This window comes from Serratia sp. PL7 (assembly GCF_945957435.1).
In genome coordinates this window covers 228,973-247,084 of the sequence record NZ_CAMFLB010000011.1, presented here as the reverse complement: position 1 = coordinate 247,084, position 18,112 = coordinate 228,973, and the positions used below count along the sequence as shown (strand labels likewise).

Genomic DNA, 18,112 nt, shown 5'->3' with positions numbered 1-18,112 from the left:
CCAAATCTCTCGGTGAAACAGCCGTTGACAATCGTCAACACCCCACCTACCCTGAGCGCATCACTGGACGAGCGATGAAAAAACACCCAGACAAGCACATTCAGGCGGCATTAGCTTACGCCCTTTCTCAGGGTTGGTATTTTCGGCCCAGTAAGGGGCACGCATTTGGTCGGCTACATTGCGCCTTTGTCGGGCACCAAGAACATATGATGAGCATCTGGAGCACGCCAAAAAACCCAGAGGTACATGCCAAACAGATTCGGCGCAAGGTCGATCACTGCCTGGCGCTGTCGCAGAAAAAATAACCGGAGAATCACCATGACGCTTTATCATTTCGCATTGACGCTGGGCGGGGTCACTGCCGATACCGCCGGGCTGGAGGATGCGCTGTATGCGGCGGGATGCGATGACGCGCTGATCTGTTTCTACGGTAAAGCCGTTTACCTGGAATTCGATCGAGAAAGCGATAACTTTGCGCACGCGATTTGCAGCGCCATCAGCGATATCGAGTCTGCAACTATTGGCGCCAAGGTGATATCGGTGGACTCCAGCCTGGTAGGGTTAAGCGATATTGCCGAGCTCACTGAACTGTCACGTCAGGCGATCGCCATGCTAAAAGACGGGACTCGCGGCCCCGGCGGCTTCCCTTCCCCCATTCAACGGCTCGGCGGAGCCTCACCGCTATGGCGCTGGGCTGACGTGGCGGCCTGGTTGGCACAGCAGGGGAAAATCGACCCACGGCTTGCAGACAATGCGCAGTGTCTGGAATACATCAATCTCGCTTTGCAACTGCGAAGCGATCGGCAACGCCAGCAGGTTGAGCATTATTGCACCCTGCTGGAACATGCAGAAAAACAGGCTTGATGGCTCGTTACAGCCCCAGGATCTCTTTAACGAACGGGATGGTCAGCTTGCGCTGGGCGGTGATCGAGGCGCGATCGAGCTGATCGAGAGTCATAAACAGCGTGCGCATCTCGCGATCCAGCCGTTTCAACAGGAAGCGGCCCACGTCTTCCGGCAGCTCGAAGCCGCGCAGTTTGCCGCGCAGCTGCAGCGCCAGCAGTTTCTCTTCGTCCGACAGTGGCTGCAGCTTGTAGATCTGCCCCCAGTCCAGGCGCGAAGCCAGATCCGGCAAACGCAGGTTCAGCTGACGCGGCGGGCGATCCCCGGTGATGAACAACCGGGTGCGGCCGGTTTCCAGGATGCGGTTGTAGAGGTTGAAGATCGCCATCTCCCACTCTTCGTCGCCGGCGATGCATTCGATATTGTCGATGCAGACCAGCGCCAGCTGCTCCATGCCGTCCAACACTTCAGGCACGAAGTAAGCGCGCTTGTCGAGCGGCACATAGCCCACCGCTTCGCCTTTCTGCGAAAGCTCGGCGCAGGCCGCATGCAGCAGATGGCTGCGCCCGCCGCCTTCACGCGACCAGAAATAGATATAGCTGCCATGTTCCTGACGGACGGCGGATTGGATCGCGGCTAATAGGGATGGGTTCTCGCCCGGATAAAAACTGGCGAAAGTTTCATCATCGGGAAGATAAAGTGGCAGTGAAAGCTGTGCCGGCGTATTCAGAGAAGCACCTCAACCAAAACTGGCAGAAAAACGTGGGCAGTTTAACACAGAAAACGGGCGCTGTTGAACCGGCAGGATCTTATGCCGCAATAGTGAACAATGCCTAAGCGCCGCTTGATCGGCGGCGGCACCCGTCGAGGCAAGAATTATCCGATATCATTCCCTAACTCCATGCCTGCGCAGGTTAAATTTGTAATTTAAGTAAAATCTGACCTAGTATAGGTAGGCTAAATGCAATCACCATCAACAAGGTTTCTGCAAGGATATAGACGATGAAAGTATGGAATAAAGTGCTGTTGGCCTCCTTTATCGGGTTGTTGGTTGCCGGCTGTGATGACTCGTCCAAGGTTGACGCCAACCTGGATAAAGCCAAAGACAGCGCCGAGCAGATGAAAGACGCCGCCCAGAAAAAAGCGGACGATCTGACGGACAAAGCGAAAGCGACGGCGGATGAAATCAAAAAAGAGGCCGCCACTCAGGCGGATCAGCTGAAAGACAAAGCTTCGGCGATTAAAGAAGACGCCGCCAAGCAGGCGGACGCCATCACCAACGACGCCAAGGCCAAAGCCGCCGCGATCAAAGACGACGCAGGTAAACAGAGCCAGCAGTTGGTGGATCAGGCCAAGGCCATCAAAAACGACGCCATCAACGGCGCCAACGATCTGACCGAGCAGGCCAAGGCGAAGACCGAAGCCATCAAGAACAGCGCCGAAAACAAAGCGCAAGAGTTGAAACAAGAGACCGATGCGGCGGTGAACGGCAATACTCAGCCGGCCACCCAGCAGTAAGCTATTCTCAGCCACCAAAGAAAGGAGCAGTAAATGGGGATTATTTCCTGGATTATCTTCGGCCTGATCGCCGGTATTTTGGCTAAGTGGATCATGCCCGGCAAAGACGGCGGCGGCTTTATTCTGACCGTCGTGCTGGGGATCATCGGCGCCGTGGTCGGCGGCTATATCAGCACCTTCTTCGGCTACGGCAAGGTTGACGGCTTCAACTTCGGCAGCTTCGTGGTGGCGGTTATCGGCGCCATCGTGGTGTTGTTCGTGTACCGCAAAATTCGCAGCTAAGGCGAATGCCATAAGTCAAAAGGGCAGCCCCTGGGCTGCCCTTTTCGTTACTTCTGCTCCGCCGATTCGTCCGGCGCGTCAAGCACCTCTTCTTCCTTGCGGAACAGGCTGATGACCTTGAACAGTAGGCTCAGGCCGATCCCCACGATGGTCGCCAGCGCCATGCCTTTCAGCTCCGCCGCGCCGATGTGCACCTTGGCGCCGCTCACGCCGATGATCAGGATCACCGAGGTTAAAATCAGGTTTTGCGCTTTGTTGTAATCCACTTTGGACTCGATCAGCACGCGAATGCCCGAAGCGCCGATCACACCGTACAGCAGCAGGGAAACGCCGCCCATCACCGGCACCGGCACCGCCTGGATCGCCGCCGCCAGCTTACCGATGCAGGACAACAGGATCGCCAGCACCGCCGCGCCGCCGATCACCCAGGTGCTGTAGACCTTGGTGATGGCCATCACGCCGATGTTCTCGCCATAGGTGGTGTTCGGCGTGGAGCCGAAGAAGCCGGAGAACACCGTCGAGATGCCGTTTGCGAACATCGAGCGGTGCAGGCCCGGATCGCGGATCAGGTCTTTTTTCACGATGTTGGCGGTCACCACCAGGTGGCCGACGTGCTCGGCGATCACCACCAGCGCCGCCGGCAGAATGGTGAAGATGGCGAACCACTCAAAGCGCGGGGTGTAGAAGGTCGGCAGCGCGAACCAGTGCGCCTCGCGGATCGGGGTCAAATCCACCACGCCCATGAAGAACGACAGCGCATAGCCCACCAGCACGCCGATCAGGATCGGGATAATCGCCAGGAAGCCGCGGAACAGCACTGAACCGAGCACCGTGACCGCCAGCGTCACCAGCGAAATGGTGATGGTGGTCGAGTCGGCGCTGGTGCCTTCCGCCGGCAGCAGCCCCGCCATGTTGGCCGCTACGCCCGCCAGCTCCAGCCCGATGACGGCGACGATCGCCCCCATCGCCGCCGGCGGGAACATCACGTCCAGCCAGCCGGTGCCGGCCTTTTTCACGATCAGCGCCACCAGGCAGAACAGCACGCCGCACATGATGAAACCGCCCAACGCCACTTCGTAACCGAGCGGCAACAGCAGCAGCACCGGCGAGATAAACGCGAAGCTGGAGCCGAGGTAGGCCGGGATCTTGCCTTTACAGATGAACAGATACAGCAGCGTGCCTATGCCGTTGAACAACAGCACGGTCGCCGGGTTGATCTTGAACAGGATAGGCACCAGCACGGTGGCGCCGAACATGGCGAACAGGTGCTGGAAGCTGAGCGGAATGGTCTGGAGCAGCGGCGGGCGCTCGCTGACGCCGATGGCGCGACGGGTCATGTGTGCTTTTCCTCGGTTTATTGGTTTTATAGGTTTTAGTCAAAAAAAAGCCGACTCGTTAAGTCGGCTCAAATGTTTACTTAGTACCAAATATCTTGTCGCCCGCATCGCCCAGGCCAGGCACGATGTAGCCCTTGTCGTTCAGACACTGATCGATGGAGGCAGTATACAGCTCAACGTCCGGATGCGCTTTCTCCAGCGCGGCGATGCCTTCCGGCGCCGCGACCAGGACCAGCACCTTGATGCTGTGGCAGCCGGCTTTCTTCAGCAGATCGATAGTGGCGATCATCGAACCGCCGGTGGCCAGCATCGGGTCGACGACCAGCGCCATGCGCTCTTCGATGTTGGAAACCAGCTTCTGGAAGTACGGCACCGGCTCCAGGGTTTCTTCGTCGCGGTATACGCCCACCACGCTGATGCGCGCGCTCGGCACGTGCTCCAGCACCCCTTCCATCATGCCCAGACCTGCGCGCAGGATTGGCACTACGGTAATCTTTTTCCCTTTGATCTGATCCACTTCAACTGGCCCGCACCAGCCTTCGATGGTGACTTTTTCCGTCTCCAGATCGGCGGTCGCTTCATAGGTCAGTAAACTACCCACTTCTGAGGCCAGCTCACGGAAGCGTTTGGTGCTGATGTCATTTTCGCGCATCAGGCCAAGCTTGTGTTTTACCAGCGGGTGTTTCACCTCAACGATCTTCATCATTTTTCTCCTATTAAGGTGGTTGCGGCCAAAAAAATCGCGGGATTATACCTCCTTTTTTTCGCCGCGCCACCCACAATAGCCCGATCGGGATCAACAAAAGTTTGAATATCAGTATAGATGACGAAAAAGCGGAGCCGGTTCACAAGCCGCTCGCAAACGTTTGCCTGCGCTGTTAGAATTGCCGCGCCTTATTCCGGAATCAACATCGGAAGCACAGTTTTCAAACCGCAAATCGTCGTGGGGAATCGCGCAGTGACCGACAAAACCTCTCTCAGCTATAAAGACGCAGGTGTCGATATCGATGCAGGCAACGCATTGGTAGATCGCATCAAAGGTGTAGTTAAACAGACCCGTCGCCCGGAAGTGATGGGCGGTCTGGGCGGGTTTGGCGCCCTGTGTGCGTTGCCGCAGAAATACCGCGAGCCGGTGCTGGTTTCCGGTACCGACGGCGTGGGCACCAAGCTGCGTCTGGCGATGGATCTGAAACGCCACGACACCATCGGCATCGATCTGGTGGCGATGTGCGTCAACGATCTGGTGGTTCAGGGCGCCGAGCCACTGTTCTTCCTCGACTACTACGCGACCGGCAAGCTGGACGTGGACACCGCAGCCAGCGTGATCACCGGCATCGCCGAGGGCTGCAAACAGTCCGGCTGTGCGCTGGTGGGCGGCGAAACCGCTGAAATGCCGGGCATGTACCACGGCGAAGACTACGACGTGGCCGGTTTCTGCGTCGGCGTGGTCGAAAAAGCCGAGATCATCGACGGCAGCAAAGTGCAGTCCGGCGACGCGCTGATCGCCCTGGGCGCTTCCGGCCCACACTCCAACGGCTACTCGCTGGTGCGCAAAATCCTGGAAGTGAGCAACACCGATCCGACCGCCACTCAGCTGGAAGGCAAACCGCTGGCCGACCACCTGCTGGCGCCGACCAAGATTTACGTGAAGTCCGTGCTGGAGCTGATCGAGAAGGCGGACGTACACGCCATCGCTCACCTCACCGGCGGCGGCTTCTGGGAAAATATTCCACGCGTGCTGCCGGAAGGCATGCAGGCGGTGATCGACGAAGCCAGCTGGCAGTGGCCGGCGGTGTTCACCTGGCTGCAGCAGGCCGGTAACGTCAGCCGTCATGAAATGTACCGCACCTTCAACTGCGGCGTAGGCATGGTCATCGCCCTGCCGGAAGCCGAAGTGGAAGCGGCCATCGCGCTGCTGACCGCGGCAGGTGAAAAAGCGTGGAAAATCGGTAAACTGACCGCCTCTTCCGACGAACAACAAGTGGTCATCAACTGATGAAAAAGATCGTGGTGTTGATCTCCGGCCAGGGGAGCAATCTCCAGGCGCTGATTGACGCCTGCCAGCAGGGCCGCATCGCCGCCGAAATCGTGGCGGTGTTCAGCAACAAGGCGCAGGCTTATGGCCTGCAACGCGCCGAAGCGGCGGGCATCGCCGCCCAGGCGCTGGATGCCAAGGCCTACGCCGATCGCACGGCGTTCGACGCCGCGTTGGCGGACGCCATCGACCAGCACCAGCCCGATCTGGTGGTGCTGGCCGGCTACATGCGCATCCTCAGCCCGCAGTTCGTGCAGCGTTATGCCGGCCGCATGCTGAACATCCACCCTTCCCTGCTGCCGAAATACCCGGGTCTGCATACCCACCGTCAGGCCATCGACAACGGCGACAGCGAACACGGCACCTCGGTGCACTTCGTGACCGAACAGCTCGACGGCGGCCCGGTGATTTTACAGGCCAAGGTGCCGATTTTCGCTGACGACGAAGAGGATGACGTGGTTGAACGGGTGCAAACCCAAGAACACACGATCTATCCGCTGGTGGTGAGCTGGTTCGTCGACGGTCGCCTGGCGATGCGCGATGGCGCCGCCTGGCTGGACGGCGAACGCCTGCCTGAGCAGGGTCATGCCGCCGACTGATGCGCGCAGCCTGAACCTTGCCTAAACGGCGCCCACGCGGCGCCGTTTTTTTTCGCCTTCATCCATTCTGTGAAGTTATACTTTGCACAATTTCACGGCACAGAGGAGCCCACATGTCCAGCACTGCCAGCGTCAGGTTACGCCCATTGGAACGGGACGATCTGTCGTTCGTCCACCAGATGGACAACAACGCCAGCGTCATGCGCTATTGGTTTGAAGAACCCTATGAAGCCTTTGTCGAGCTTTCCGATCTCTACGACAAACACATCCACGATCAGAGCGAGCGCCGCTTTATCATCGAGCACGAAGGCGCCAAGGTCGGCCTGGTAGAGCTGGTGGAGATCGATCACATCCACCGCCGCGCTGAGTTCCAGATCATCATCGATCCTGCCCACCAGGGCAAAGGCTACGCCAGCACCGCCGCCCGTCTGGCGATGGACTACGGTTTCTCGGTGCTGAACCTGTACAAGCTGTACCTGATCGTCGATAAGGAGAACCCGAAGGCGATCCACATCTACAGCAAGCTGGGCTTCAACGTGGAAGGCGAGCTGATCGACGAGTTCTTCGTCAACGGCGAATACCGCACCGTGCTGCGCATGTGCATTTTCCAGCCGCAATACCTGGCGAAGTTCAAAACGCCCAATGATAAGCCGCTGGTGAAGTGACAATTTGCGAGAAAAAAGAGAAAACCCGCCCAGGCGGGTTTTTTATTGGGAAATAAGCGGCTAGTATTAATGCATATTATTTTATCGTCAGGAAATAGCCTGATGAATACGAAAATAAATAATATTTCCCGAGATAATTAATCGAACAATAATTAATAGTAAGAATTACCCTCTGCCTCTACAAAGGAAAAATGCCATGACGACCGTCTCAAACCTGCTGCTTTTTATCGGCCTGGCGATGCTCGCCATCGCCGCCGGCCTGAATACCTATAGCGGCTACGCCTCCGCAGATCCCAATAGCACCCCGCTGTTTTCCTCACTCTGGTGGACGCGTTGGTTCCCGCTCTATGCCTCGGGGGCTGCGTTGCTGCTGGTGGGGGTAGTGTTGCGGGTTTCGGGACGGGGACGATAAAAACAGAAAACGGCTCCGAAGAGCCGTTCATATGGGTGTTAGATTTCCGTCAACCGTGGCCTATAGTGGTACTTTTTACCTTGGCTCATTTGCATGAGCAAAGCGTGCCTAACCTCAAACTGTTGGGAGCGGTGAGGTTACTCAGGCTTCTCAAGCAATCCAAGCAACTCCATATCATAAAGCAAATCGCTTTTTTCATCTTCGCCAATACCTTGAATTAGAGATTCAAGGTTTGTTTTTTCCAAAATGGAAGAAATTGAGTTTCGGTAATTATTCTCAACATCTTTTGGCCCTCTACCGGCTATAAGGATGAGTGTAAACACTTTCAGCATTAACATTTCCACAGGCGATAACTTTGCATTTTCGTATTGATAAGATGCATACCCTATTTCTTCAATACCGTACTCCCAGGTCGTACCATTTTTATTAAAAGCATTAATGTGACTTCTACAACAGCTATAAAAGCAATCTAAATACTCAGCTCGCAATTCTTCATAAGTCATGCGTTCTTCATCCATCATTTCAATCTCCCAGGGATCAGCATTACGTCGTTATTGTCGAGAACCTCTACTTTTATTCCAGGGTATTTTTTCTGAAATTGTTCTACGACACCCAAGCAGCTATCACATGCAGCACGTTCAGTGAAAATGGTGACTCTCCCCTCAGCTGATACATTGTTACCTAACTTATCAGCCAGGTTGTCCAGAATTTTGTACTCTGAATCTGTATTCCTAGATATGAGGATACCATCAGAACTTTTAATGGTTTCATATTTAAAGTTTTGGTTTCCATCACCTATGAAACTTTTTTCTGCTTTAGCTATCCTGCTGTGTGCCGCAAGTGTTTTCGGCATACCAGGAACATCGATTTGTGCAACAGCTGCATTTCCTTTTTTTCGGATTTTTTCCGCAAATGGCGCCCTAGCATCCAGCACTTGCTGCCTGAACGCAGCCGCCTGTTGAACGGTCTTCTCATTGACCAGATACCCTTTCCAGGCGCTGGTTGGGCCTACCAATTTGGATGACAGGTATTGGTTGCCGACGTTTGCTTTACCCATACCGGCAAATGTGCTGGCAATAGAGACCGCCATCACCGAGGCATTCACCCAGTCCGGCGACCACCCGGTCAACTTGCTGATTTGTTCTATCTGCTGGTTGCGAGCAAACAGCTGGCCGTCGGTTATCTGGTCGCCCAAATCATACGTGAATAACTTTTCGCTGTCATAGCCGGCAAACGCCGGATAGTTGCCGAAGCGCTGACGCTCTTTTTGTACCCAGTAGTTGGCGATGAGACCGTCTTCATCCCGCGTTGACGGGTACTTATTCATCAGGGCTTCAAACTGCTTGCGTTCGTCTGAGTTCAACGCCTCTTGCGTGGTGCAAGCTACTTTTCGGCATGAAGCCGCCATCAGACGCGCTTCTTTTTCCTTGTCGCCCTTAGCCAACTCTTTAATCGCGTTGAGTTCTTCCTGATGCAGCTGTCGATTGAAGCGTTCGACAAACTCCCCCGCATTTGCACCGCTGGTGGCACCTGCGGCTTTGGCAGTTACGATGGCCCCTGCAAAGGCGCCCGCTACGCGGCTGATCTGAGCCTGACGCTCTTGCCAACCTTCACTTCTGACCAGATTATCATTGATGATCACCCCAGCCAGCTCCGCCGCCAGCGCCCCGGCCGCCGCGCCTTTGGCATTGCCCTTGCCGATTTCTGCGGCCACGCCCGCCAGAACGGCATGGCTTACGGCCCGGCCCGGTATATCGAGAACCTGACCGTTATCCCCAATCAGGTTGGCGCCCTCGGCCTGAACCTGACTGCCGATGTTCGCCAGCAGCGCATTGGTCAGGTTGTCTTTGAAACTGCCGCCATTAATGGCGGTATTCAGGCTGGAGCTGATGACCGATTGCCCGGCCACCCGCTGCGCCACCTTGCTCCAGTCGCCGTTGCTCAGCTGCGGCAATTTGACGTTGTTCGGGTTAAGCGGTTTGCCCGCCGCGTCCTTACTCCAGCCCATCGCGCTGTCGAAGCCGTTGAGCGCGCCGCCGATCGCCATCGCCGTGGCGGTCGCTTTGACGTTTTCATTTCGGCCCAACGCCTGCAGGGTTTTCGACAGGTTGCCCTGATTCTCCACCAGCGCGACCGCCGCCTGAGAGGCCAAAGAAGACATACCAGCGGTGACTGCGCCGCTGGTTATCGCCCCGCCGCCTACGGCGCCGGAAACGCTGGAAGCCGCCGTAGCCGCCAATGAACTGCCCGCGGTCACCGCCGCGGCCGCAATGGCGATCACCGCCGCCACCGCCGGGTTCAGGTGCTGGCTTTTGTAATCCCAGCTGTCGTAAGCGTCTTTGACCTTGCTCCACTGCACGTCGTTGCGCTTGTTCAGATCTTTGACCCAGGTGGTGCCCGGCGTATTGCCCAAGGCGTCGATGGCGCTTTGCAGCGCCTGCCCGTTTTTCACCTTCACATCGGCGCTGACGCCCTTGGCGGCTTCCACGGTCAGGGCTCCACCGGTATGAATGCTCGGCAGCACCCACTTATTGTCTTCGTAGCCTTTATTGGCCTGCTTGATAAAGAAGCCTTTCGAATTGCTGACGGTCTGTTCGAAAGAGGTGTTTTTCACCGCGCGGAAGTTAACCTGGCCATGCGTGCTGGTCAGGCGCGCGTTTTGCCCGGCGGCGATTTTACTGGCTTCATAGGTGCTGTCGTCGCGGCTCATCAGCGTGATATTGCCGGCGGCGGTAAACTCGGTGACCTTGTTGGTCACGTCATGGCGGGTCTGCTTAACCTCGGTTTTCTTGCCCCACCATTTGCGTTTCTTCTCGGTTTTCTCGTAGTGGCTGGATTCCTCCATCGCCTGAGCGTAGAGATAGCCACCCTTGGCGGCGATATCCATATTGCCGGCGCGCATGGCTTCAGCCTGGTTGTGGGCGTCGACCTGAGCTTTTTGTTTGGCCTCGTCAATGCCTTTGCTTTGGGCTTCCTGGCGCGCAGCGGTCAGCTGGTTTTGTGCCTCGTTTTTTGTTTTGTTGCCTTGATTAATTCGCAGCTCTGCCTGCGTGACATCATTTCGAGCAGCAGCCAGACTACTTCTTGCAGCACTAAGTTCTCCTTCGCGCTGCGCTACGAATTTATCCCAACTCCCTACTTCAGCAGACCAACCACTGCCATATTCGTGAGGTGGGTTATTACGCATAAACTCATCCCGCCTTTCCTCAGCATCTCTGACGGCAGCCTCTGCTTGCTGAACGAACGAAATTCTTTGCGTAACAATATGTTCAGCATTTGTTTTTGCCTGCAGTGCCTGATTAATTTGCTGCTGCGTATTTCGAAGCTGCTGCTCGGCAATGGCTATCCGGCTTCCCCAATCCGTCACCGCTACCGGTGATTTCCAGTTCGCCCCTAATCCTTTAACCACCAGCTTGGTCGCCTGGAATAGAATGCTGCCGCCGGCAATCACCGTCATCAGGCCACCGGCATTCAGCTCGGTACCTTGCTGGGTACGGGTTTCGGTGAACTCGTTGCCGCTCTCGCGGTAAGTGTGGTTTTGCACCGCCTCGAAGCGCATATCGCCGCCGGAGGTCAACGTCATGTTGGCGCCGGAAGTCAGCCTGGCGCCGTAAGTCAGCAGTTGGTTATTCGCCGACGCGGTCAGGTTTTTCCCGGCGCTGAGGGTAGTGACCACATGGCGGTCGTCTTTGTTGTTGTCGTTAGCGGCATCAATGGCGGAATAGGCCAGGTTCGACAACCATAGATTCTGCCCGGCCAGCAGCGTGATATTACCGTTGGCGGAAAGCGCGCCGCCCTGGGTGCCGATGTCGCGGGCCGAGTTAATCAGTAAATTGCCGCCGGCGTGTACCCGGCTACCCAGTTCAGGCGTGCGGGAAGATGGGAACAAGCGACTAAATTGCTCCCCCAATTCGCGATAGTTCAGATCGGCATTATGGCCGGCCAACAGCGTGACATGTTTACCTGCTTTAATGTGCGTCCCGCGCAACGCCAGATAACCGCCGCTGTTGAGCAGCACTGAACCACTGGCGTTCAACTGTCCGGCATTTAGCAGTTGGTTGAACTGCGTTTGTCGTTGTTCAGGAGATAAATTCTGCGCTAAACGATCGTTATTCAACGCCTCGTCATTTCTGACAATCGAAACAGTGCCGTTCGCCGTCATTGCAATATTTTGGCTTTGCGGCGCGAAGTGCGTGTTACGTAGATAAATACCTTGCCCGGCATTTAAGGTTAAGTCCCCGGCAGCATTCAATTGGCTCAGCCAGCGGGCACCATCGACGCCGAAATAGCGTGGGCTAGGTACAGTGTGCACTTTGACGTTGCCGTTGCGGCTGGTCAAAGTGACATGATGTCCCTTCAGATAGCTTTGACGGGCATCCAGCTCATTCACTGCTGCAACGTTCAGACTCTTGCCCGCAGTTAGCTCAGCACCGTCGGTGTAAAACACATCATCGGCAACCACAGTCAGGTCGTTACGCGCGTTTATTTTATCGGTACTGATAACACGTCCCGCATGCAGCACAATGTTGTGAGCTACCAGTGAGTCAGGCCGTCCCGAAGCCACCACCTCACTAAGCTGATTTCCCTCCGGCGTCGAAGTTTTAATTTCTATCTGATTTTTAAAATCCGCAACCAAATTGCCGCCCGCCAACATGGCTGAGGCCGGATAGCCAGAAGCCGACCAGCTCTTTTGCCCGCCTTTTCTGACATAAATGACATATTCCGGGATCGACGATTTCTGATCCTGCCATTTATGTCCCAGAACAACGTTAGGATTCGGCACCTTCGGTTCGAACAGTGCATAGTCGTTCATGTCCCCCGTCATTTCACTGCGCACGCCCAGATTATTACCAGTTAAAATCAGATCGTTAGTCGCTTTTATTGTGCTGACGTGGTTCCAAAGCTCCGACGCATTAATGTAGGCATTCTTCCCCGAAATGATTTCTGCGGGACGGCTGTCGGTCACTACGGTAAAACGCGCGCGTTCACTGTTAACCCAGGGCGTTTTTTTGAAATCGACGTGTCCCAACCAGGTGAAATTTTTATCTTCAAAGTCCGCCAAATAATCAAAAAATTGGTAATCGAATTGCCCCTCGTACACACCATCAGCCAACCAACGATCGATATCCTTGTTGTCCTTCGGCGCGTTGTTGGAGGAAATGGCGAACTGCTGGCGAACGTTGTTCAAACTCTCCGTGCGTATCACTAAATCGCCGCTGTTGGTCAGGATTTTCGCCGAACGGTTCTCGACGGATTTAGCCTTGTTGCCCTGAGCATCCTTTTGGATCCACATATTTTTATTGGCGTGCAACTTGGCGTTTTCCCCAGCGTTGCGGATATGGTCGCCGAAGATGCGCATATCGCCGCTGGTGCTGGTTTGCCCGTCATTCACCAGCGTCGTTGCTGCCAGCGTGGCGTTGCCGTCCGCCTGCACGACAGCACCCCGCGTAATGTGCAATCCCTTGGCGCTGACATTGAGGTCACCCTTGCTGTGCGTGGTGCCGTTAAGCACCAGGTTACCGTTAACGCTCAGCGTAATATCCCGCTGTTTGCTGGTGAGGTCTTTCAGGTTCACCCCCACCCCATCCTCGTTGGCCACCAGGCGGATTTTGTTGGCGTACATGCCGCCCAGCGCTTTGGTATCCACGGCCAGTTGGGGCTTAGCGCCTTCACCGGCGATCGGTTTGATGCTGCCGTCCTTGAAGCTGATGCGGTTGGCGCCCTGAGTCAGAGACAGATTTTGTGCATTGATTTTGCCGTTCAACTCGGTGGCGCGGCTGATGATATCGACATAGTCGGCGCCGCTGCCGTCCAGCCCTTTACCGCCGATGGTGACGCCGCCTTTTTTCACCTCCAGCACTTCCAGCGCGCCCTGCTTGTCGAACTGCGGTTTGCCGGTGGTCAGCGTCACGCCCGGCGCGTTGATAAAGCCGCAGCCGTCGCAGGTGATGCCATTCGGGTTGGCGATCATCACGTTGGCCTTGTTGCCGAATACCTCGAGTTTACCCTGCAACTCGGAACGACTGCCGCCGATCACCTCATTGATGATCAACTCCGCCGGTTTTCCCTTCAGGTAGGTGTTGCCCTGCGCGCTGTAGATCTCCACGCCCAGCTGCGTTTTGCCGCCGTGTGTGGCGTTATTCAATACGGCACCCTGTGGCCCAACGTTGAAATCTTTATAGGTGTTGTGGGAGATGCCCGCACCGTTCGGCGTAGCGATATTCACCACCGGTACGTTGCCCGGCTTGATAACCACCTGCGTATTGCCGTTAGCGGCGGTAATGCCGGCGGCGAACGCCGGGTGCAACGGCTGGAAAGCCGTCAGGTAGATCAGCAAATAGCTGGCGCCCCGCGCCAGCGGATGATTGAGCTTATCCATATTCATCCCTTCGAAAGGATGTTGTTTTGAACGCCGAGGCGCTCCTGCTGTGTGCTGGCGTTATAACGTGACGGTGGCTTGCCAGTAGGCCACCCAACGATCCGGTTGCAGGCTGTCTGGGTGCGTCAGCGGTTTACCGACGGTGACCGCCTGATTGAACCAGCGGCCGCTTAGCGTGGCGCCCAGCGCCGCCCCGACGACGCTGCCGCCGTCTATCTGCCCGGCGCGCCCCTGCAGCCAGCCGGCGTCTAACGCGCCGGTCAAAGAAAGCTCCCCCAGCCTCGGCAAGGTCTGCCATTGCAAGTTGAGTTCATTGCGCCAGTAGGCGCCGCGATTACCGGTCAGGTACTGCTCTTTAAAGCCACGCACCGAGTATTGCCCGCCGATGGAAATGCGCTCCCCGGCATACAGGTTGTCTGCGCTGGTTTGCCCATAGGCCGAGGTCAGGTAGTAGAGGGAGGGGGCGAGCGGATAGAAATAACTGGCGCCGAGGCCAAGCTTGCGGAACTCGCTGCGCGGCGCTCCGTCGCGCTCCGGATCGTCGGCGGTGGCGCCCAGCATGCGCAGCCCGCGGCTTACCGTCGGGTTCAGCGTCATATAGCCGCCGCCCGCGACCGCGCTGTAATTGAGGCCCAGGCTGGCAATGCTGAGCGTCGGGCTGCTGACGCCCAACCGTTCACCCGCCAGCTTATTTTCCGTGGTGCGCCGCGCCAGCCCGATATCGACGGCCAGCTTGCGTTTGCCATCCCGCAGCAACGTGCGGTTGGCGCCCAAACGCTGGGTCTGGTTATTGCCTTGATAGCGGTAAGCCGCGCCGTTGAATGGCACCTGCTGGAAAAAATCGTTCCAGGCGTACTGGTAGCTGAACAGCCAATAGCCATAGGGTAAGGTGACGCTGCCGTTCAGGCTGCGGCTGCGATGATGCGGGCTGAAATCGTTATTGCGCGCTGCGGAGAGCGACCACTGGTCGGCCAGGCGCAGCGGGTTGTCCAGCACCACGCCGGCATTCATCTGCCCGGTGCCGGTGCTTTTCTGGCCGCTGTTATCGGCGCCGAAAGAGAAAGAGACCGGCGCGCGCGTGGCGCCACGCAGCAAAACCACGTTGGAAAAGCCGGGTTGCTCGCCAGGTTGAATATCGATAGTCACCTGTTGCGACGGCAGGCGGTTGAGCTGCTCCATGCCCTGCTCGATATCGCGCAGATTCAATACGTCACCAACCAGGTCGGGAAACGCCATCTTCAACGCCAGCGTCTGCTCACCGTTTTGCGTGATGGACTCGATTCGCCCTTCGCTGGCGCTGACGGTCAACACGCCGCGGGAGATATCCTGCTCCTGCAGCCAGGCCTGCGAAGTGACATAGCCGCGTTGCAGATAAGCATTGGTGGTTTCGCGCACCAGACGGTTGATGTGCTCCAGCGTCAGGCAACGCCCCTGATACGGGCGCGCCAGGCTTTCTTTTACCGACCAGGAAAGATGTTCGGCGCCCTGAAAAACGATCTGCCGCACCGTTTGGCAAACCGCCCCTGCGGCGGCCGGCACAGGCAGCGGTAACGCTGGCAATTCAACGTTATGTTGCAGCGCCTCGCGTTGCTGCTGCGCCTGCTCCAGCAACGTTTTCTGCTGTTGGGTAATGCTGTCGCGGTCAGCAGGGCTGGTGATTTCCGCGCACCACGCAGAACTGCAAAACGCCAAGAGCACAGGCCAAATCCTCAGCTTCCATGCACACATTTAAACACATCCATTTACGTTAACTTACACACCTTAGCGAAGTATATACAATTTACGCCGCAAATCAACGATAATGAGAATCAATTACATTTAATCAAAGTCACAATGTGACAAAAAATGCAGATATGCCACGACCACTGCGTCTTATTAACCAGAGTGCATTTAATTAAAATTAAAATTAAAAAAACAAATAATAAAAGCAAATAAATTCAATATTAAAATAACACATTCAATATCGACAAAAACAAACGAGCAGAGTTTACAAAGTTAACTCGCCATTTTATCTTGGTAGTTCTATTCGCATAATTAATTCATAAAAAAATAGTTATTAATTAACCAATAAAGAAAAACAATATCGGGAATAGCCTCATGTTTAACCGTGATATAGAACTGTTTATTCGAGATTACGTTAATGATATCAAAGCCGGCAGCGCTGCGCTGTTTGCCGGCGCCGGACTGTCCATCCCCGCCGGCTTCGTTAGCTGGAAAGAGCTTATCGGCGATATCGCTTATGAACTGGAGCTGGATATCGAAAAAGAGAGCGATCTTATTTCTCTGGCGCAATATCACCTCAATGAAAAAGGCAACAGACATAAGATAAATCAAAAAATAATTACAGAATTCGCTGAACAGGCGGAAGAAACAGAAAACCACCGGATTATCGCCAGATTACCGATAGCGTCACTTTGGACCACTAATTACGACGACCTGATTGAAAAAACCTGTGCCCGTTATAATCGCGTCTGCGACGTCAAAACCACGCCGGAAAGCCTGACTAATAACATTCATAAACGTGATGTTGTTTTATATAAAATGCATGGTGACTATAGAAATCCCAACCAGGCGATTATCACCCGCGAACAATACGAAACTTACTCCCGTACACACCTTCCTTTTATCAACATGCTGATGGCAGAGCTGACTGCCAAAACCTTCCTGTTTATCGGTTTCAGCTTTGAAGACCCCAACCTGCAATATGTATTGAGCCGCCTTTACGCGCAGTACGGCGAAGGGCAGAGAAACCACTACTGCATCATGCGGCGCGTCCAGCTCGGCGACAGCGGCAGCGAGGATCAGGCGTCTTGCGATTACAACAGCCGCAAACAAGGCTTGATGATTAACGATCTGCGCCGTTACGGCATTCAAACGCTGTTGGTGGATGACTATCGGCAAATCACTGACCTGCTGTATGCCATCGAAACGCAGTTCAAGAAAAGCACGGTGTTTATCTCCGGCAGCGCCGACAACTACCAGCCCTATGCCCGTGAAGAGTCCATCCAGTTCATACATCGTCTGGCGCGCCTGCTTATCCACAAACAGTATCGCATCGTCAACGGTTTCGGCTGGGGCGTAGGCACAGCGGTGATCAACGGCGCATTGGAAGCCATTTACGACAGCCAAGGAAAAATCAGCGAAAGCCAGCTGGTGCTGCGTCCTTTCCCCCAATTCGCCAGCGGCGGCATTACCCTACCGGCACTTTGGCACGAATACCGTCAGAACATGATTTCGCTCAGCGGCATCGCAATCTTTTTGTTCGGCAACAAACGCAACGCCGAAGGCGAATACGTGCTGGCCGACGGTTTATTGAAAGAGTTCCAGATCGCCACGGAACAAGGCTGCGTCTGCATTCCTATCGGTTGTACCGGCAGCGCATCTGCCGAGATCTACCGAAAAATCAAGGAGGAGATGAAAGAAACCCTCTACTACCGCAACCCCGCCGCCATGAATCTGCTGGATCAGCTTAACGAACCGGGCAGCCTGGCGGAGAAGAAAAAAAGCCTGTTGGCGCTTATCGATATCATTACTAAGGATAACCCCCGATGACCAGAAAATGTTTTTACAGTTTCCATTATGAGCCGGACAACTGGCGCGCTTCTCAGGTACGCGAAATGGGCTCGCTGGAAGGTAACCGGCCAGCCACGGATAACGATTGGGAGGAAGTGAAAAAAGGCGGTGACGCCGCCATCGCCGCTTGGATCAAGGGCCAGTTGGACAATCGCAGCTGCGCCGTGATTCTCGCCGGTAAAGATACCGCTGATCGCAAATGGATTAATTTCGAAATATGCGAGGCTTGGAAAAAAGGCATGGGCGTGCTGGTGGTGTATATACACAATTTGAAAGACAGCGCCGGCGACCAAACCACGAAAGGTAAAAACCCGTTGGATCACATCAAGCTGGGTGACGCAAAGCTTTCCACAATCGCCAAAGCCTATGATCCGCCTTATTCGACCAGCACCAATGTCTATAACCATATAAAAGACAATTTGGCTGAGTGGGTAGAAGAAGCGATCCGCATTCGTAAAAATTACTGACG

At 55.4% G+C, this 18,112-nt stretch carries 16 protein-coding genes; 10 read left to right on the top strand and 6 right to left on the bottom strand.

From position 1 onward, the window contains the following. The first annotated feature begins 74 nt into the window (after positions 1-74). Complete coding sequence (locus tag N6G83_RS33130; RefSeq protein ID WP_060434427.1) at positions 75-305, top strand: hypothetical protein; 231 nt, start codon at positions 75-77, stop codon at positions 303-305. A 13-nt stretch (positions 306-318) separates the two neighbouring features. Beyond that, positions 319-864 carry a helix-turn-helix transcriptional regulator gene (locus N6G83_RS33125; protein ID WP_025303842.1) on the top strand — a complete coding sequence of 182 codons (546 nt, stop codon included), beginning with the start codon at positions 319-321 and terminating at the stop codon, positions 862-864. A gap of 7 nt (positions 865-871) precedes the next feature. On the opposite strand, the gene hda is transcribed toward N6G83_RS33125, so the two are convergent. Then, on the bottom strand, positions 872-1,573 hold the full coding sequence (gene hda / locus N6G83_RS33120; protein ID WP_025159568.1) for a DnaA inactivator Hda: 702 nt from the start codon (positions 1,571-1,573) through the stop codon (positions 872-874). Between the two features lie 272 nt (positions 1,574-1,845). Between hda and N6G83_RS33115 the strand changes: the two genes are divergently transcribed. Together N6G83_RS33115 and N6G83_RS33110 are read left to right on the top strand one after the other, a co-directional pair. Then, entirely contained in the window at positions 1,846-2,361 is a 516-nt protein-coding gene (locus tag N6G83_RS33115; protein ID WP_016926729.1) for a hypothetical protein, read from the top strand. 33 nt (positions 2,362-2,394) lie between these two features. After that, the gene (locus N6G83_RS33110) at positions 2,395-2,643 is read left to right on the top strand and encodes a GlsB/YeaQ/YmgE family stress response membrane protein (protein ID WP_016926728.1); all 249 of its coding nucleotides are present in this window, start codon (positions 2,395-2,397) and stop codon (positions 2,641-2,643) included. 47 nt (positions 2,644-2,690) lie between these two features. Here N6G83_RS33110 and uraA read toward each other — a convergent pair whose 3' ends face one another. Beyond that, positions 2,691-3,980 carry a uracil permease gene (uraA, locus tag N6G83_RS33105; RefSeq protein ID WP_016926727.1) on the bottom strand — a complete coding sequence of 430 codons (1,290 nt, stop codon included), beginning with the start codon at positions 3,978-3,980 and terminating at the stop codon, positions 2,691-2,693. 76 nt (positions 3,981-4,056) lie between these two features. Further along, positions 4,057-4,683, bottom strand: a complete 627-nt coding sequence (gene upp / locus N6G83_RS33100) for a uracil phosphoribosyltransferase (protein WP_004941642.1) — start codon at positions 4,681-4,683, stop codon at positions 4,057-4,059. Between the two features lie 255 nt (positions 4,684-4,938). Here upp and purM point away from each other — a divergent pair, with 255 nt between their 5' ends. The 4 genes from purM to N6G83_RS33080 all read left to right on the top strand — a co-directional run bounded on the left by purM (position 4,939) and on the right by N6G83_RS33080 (position 7,691). After that, positions 4,939-5,976 carry a phosphoribosylformylglycinamidine cyclo-ligase gene (gene purM / locus N6G83_RS33095; RefSeq protein ID WP_260516063.1) on the top strand — a complete coding sequence of 346 codons (1,038 nt, stop codon included), beginning with the start codon at positions 4,939-4,941 and terminating at the stop codon, positions 5,974-5,976. Further along, the gene (gene purN, locus N6G83_RS33090; protein ID WP_260516065.1) at positions 5,976-6,614 is read left to right on the top strand and encodes a phosphoribosylglycinamide formyltransferase; all 639 of its coding nucleotides are present in this window, start codon (positions 5,976-5,978) and stop codon (positions 6,612-6,614) included. Before purM ends, purN begins: the two co-directional genes overlap by 1 nt. A gap of 113 nt (positions 6,615-6,727) precedes the next feature. Then, entirely contained in the window at positions 6,728-7,279 is a 552-nt protein-coding gene (gene speG, locus N6G83_RS33085; RefSeq protein ID WP_004941631.1) for a spermidine N1-acetyltransferase, read from the top strand. 196 nt (positions 7,280-7,475) lie between these two features. Further along, a complete protein-coding gene (locus tag N6G83_RS33080; RefSeq protein ID WP_043140451.1) occupies positions 7,476-7,691 on the top strand; it encodes a hypothetical protein in 216 nt (71 codons plus the stop codon). A gap of 137 nt (positions 7,692-7,828) precedes the next feature. Here the strand turns inward: N6G83_RS33080 and N6G83_RS33075 are convergent, their stop codons facing one another. From N6G83_RS33075 to N6G83_RS33065, 3 genes are read right to left on the bottom strand one after another with little or no spacing between them, the layout of a single operon-like run. After that, positions 7,829-8,212, bottom strand: coding sequence for a hypothetical protein (locus tag N6G83_RS33075; protein WP_141998659.1), 384 nt, complete (start codon positions 8,210-8,212; stop codon positions 7,829-7,831). Next, positions 8,209-14,070: a DUF637 domain-containing protein gene (locus tag N6G83_RS33070; RefSeq protein ID WP_260516068.1), complete on the bottom strand. Its 5,862-nt coding sequence runs from the start codon at positions 14,068-14,070 to the stop codon at positions 8,209-8,211. The genes N6G83_RS33075 and N6G83_RS33070 overlap by 4 nt, the downstream gene beginning before the upstream one ends. A gap of 60 nt (positions 14,071-14,130) precedes the next feature. Continuing rightward, complete coding sequence (locus N6G83_RS33065) at positions 14,131-15,798, bottom strand: ShlB/FhaC/HecB family hemolysin secretion/activation protein (protein ID WP_197825268.1); 1,668 nt, start codon at positions 15,796-15,798, stop codon at positions 14,131-14,133. Positions 15,799-16,167: 369 nt separating this feature from the next. Here N6G83_RS33065 and N6G83_RS33060 point away from each other — a divergent pair, with 369 nt between their 5' ends. Together N6G83_RS33060 and N6G83_RS33055 are read left to right on the top strand one after the other, a co-directional pair. Beyond that, positions 16,168-17,622, top strand: coding sequence for an SIR2 family protein (locus tag N6G83_RS33060; RefSeq protein WP_260524102.1), 1,455 nt, complete (start codon positions 16,168-16,170; stop codon positions 17,620-17,622). Then, complete coding sequence (locus tag N6G83_RS33055) at positions 17,619-18,110, top strand: TIR domain-containing protein (RefSeq protein WP_049296092.1); 492 nt, start codon at positions 17,619-17,621, stop codon at positions 18,108-18,110. Before N6G83_RS33060 ends, N6G83_RS33055 begins: the two co-directional genes overlap by 4 nt. The last annotated feature ends 2 nt before the right edge of the window (positions 18,111-18,112 follow it).